This window comes from uncultured Lacinutrix sp. (assembly GCF_947500605.1).
In the GTDB taxonomy this organism is placed as follows: Bacteria; Bacteroidota; Bacteroidia; order Flavobacteriales; family Flavobacteriaceae; genus Lacinutrix.
This window is the reverse complement of the sequence record NZ_CANMSJ010000019.1, coordinates 1-2059: the sequence shown is the minus strand read 5'-3', so window position 1 is coordinate 2059 and position 2059 is coordinate 1. Positions and strand designations below refer to the sequence as shown.

At 29.5% G+C, this 2059-nt stretch carries 3 protein-coding genes; all 3 read right to left on the bottom strand.

The window, feature by feature from the left end:
• Positions 1-90 precede the first annotated feature (90 nt).
• The 3 genes from Q0935_RS15790 to Q0935_RS15780 all read right to left on the bottom strand — a co-directional run bounded on the left by Q0935_RS15790 (position 91) and on the right by Q0935_RS15780 (position 1936).
• Positions 91-726, bottom strand: a complete 636-nt coding sequence (locus Q0935_RS15790) for an SMI1/KNR4 family protein (protein WP_299388320.1) — start codon at positions 724-726, stop codon at positions 91-93.
• Positions 727-909: 183 nt separating this feature from the next.
• Positions 910-1332 carry a hypothetical protein gene (locus tag Q0935_RS15785; RefSeq protein WP_299388317.1) on the bottom strand — a complete coding sequence of 141 codons (423 nt, stop codon included), beginning with the start codon at positions 1330-1332 and terminating at the stop codon, positions 910-912.
• A gap of 172 nt (positions 1333-1504) precedes the next feature.
• On the bottom strand, positions 1505-1936 hold the full coding sequence (locus Q0935_RS15780) for a hypothetical protein (protein ID WP_299388314.1): 432 nt from the start codon (positions 1934-1936) through the stop codon (positions 1505-1507).
• Between the last annotated feature and the right edge of the window lie 123 nt (positions 1937-2059).

Here is a 2059-nt window from a genome sequence, read left to right as displayed (position 1 = left end):
AAATAAAACACAGATAGAAAGTCCGCGAGGACTTTCGTAAATTGGCTAAAACCAAGCAATTAATTATACACGGTGTTACCTGCAGGCTTTTTATTCCGATTGCCAAAATTTTATTGGTTTTACAAAATTAGGATTACTTTCAAAATCAGATACATTTTCAATATTTTCAAATATTTCTGTTCCAATTAACTTACTAATATTTTCAGACCAAAAAATTATATCATCTCCATACATAGAAAGTATTTGATTATTTTCGTCCAAAATCAAAAATCGATGTCCCGTAATTGGAAAAATTTTCGGAATTTCAATGTTTTCTATTTTTACTCCATTACTCTTATAAATCCAATTAATGTTTTCTCGGATTTGTTTCAGATTTTCTGGATATGAATAATAAATCGGATTAAAATTAGGTTCTGTTCCGTTTGAGCCAAATACGTTTATTCCTTCTTTATCTAATCCGTTCATTGTTCGATAGAAATTTTTCAGTCCTTCTGGAAATTCAATTTTCATTTGAGTTTGAAAATCAGAGAGTTCATTTTCAGAAAGTCCATCTTTCCATTTAGTTCCTTTTTGAATTTGAAAGCCAAAAATATCTTGATTAATATCACTATTATTCCAATATTTCTCGCTTAAATTTTTTATTTTTTCAAAAAATTCAATCGAATTATTCGGAATAGGTAAATGATAATAATTATCAAGATTTTTCTTCTTTTTAAAGATGTTCATTTACTGTTCGATTTTTTTTTAGCTTGCAGGTAACGTGATTGTGTATGATTTCGTTGCGTGTTTAAGCACTAAAGTTAGCAAATAAATCACAGATAGAAAGTCCGCGAGGACTTTCGTAAGTAGGCTATAACTAGCAATGAATTATACACGGTGTTGTAAAACGTTTTTATTTAGTTCAATTGATTACCAATTATATCCAACTCCAACATATTTAATTTTCTTTTCGTTAAAATAGTTTTTATAATTTTCAACTTCATTTCGTATTTCAGCAAGATCTTTTTCAATTTTTGATTTATCAAGAGTCCAAACTTCTTTAGTGTTCTCATTTGTCCAAACAATGGTTTGTTCTTTGTGTCTTACACTAATTCCATTTATCCAACCACTACATTCTGGAATTCCGCAAATACACGAGAAAATATAATACTCGCCATCAGTTTCTAAACTCTTTAAAAAAACATCAACATCAATAATATCACTCATTTCCGCATAAGGTTTTATTCCATTTATTCGGATTTCTAAATCTCCCTGAAACCAAATATCTTGAGCATCCAATTGACAAGCTTGAACTAATAATTCGATGCTTATGCTATCTAATTTTTCTTTCATAATTTAATCAGAGAGTGATTGGTCAAATGTTTTACAACGTTATTGTATAAGAATAGTTGCGGGTTTGTATGCGAGGATTTTCCGAAGGAAAATCAGACGTTACAAACACGCAACGACCTTTGATTAAGCACTAAACCGCAATTATTTTTATACGGTGTTGTGTGTAGTTTTTTTAGTTCAGTTTTGTCATTCCAAATTGGTCAATCGCTTGTTTTCCATTTTCTAAAAGCGAAAAACTTAAATCAGTCCAAGCAGTTCCTTCAATTCCCTTAAGAACAATTCCGTTTTCAGTTTTAGTTATTGTAAATAAGAAATCTGCAAGATTAGAATCTTTGTCCGAAGAGATTTTGTTCAATTCCGTCATTCCATATTCGTCAATTGCTTGTGGTCTATCATTGTTGATACTAAATGATAAATCAATCCAAGCACTTCCTTCAACGCTTTGCATTTTAATTCCGTTATCAGTTTTTTCTACAACAACTTTAAAATTCTTTAAATCATTCGATTTTTTTTCTTGAGCAACTAATTCAGAACTTGCTGTCAAAATAAATAAGGCGATTAATGTATTCGAAATCAGTTTTTTAAAATTCAATTTTGTTTTCATATCTATATTTTTAATTTATGCACTATCGTTTTTTCAAATTACACACAACCCGACGAGGGTTATGAGTTGTTTTGATCTGTAAGATATTGGAAATATCTGTAAGGTTAAAATAACTTATAACCA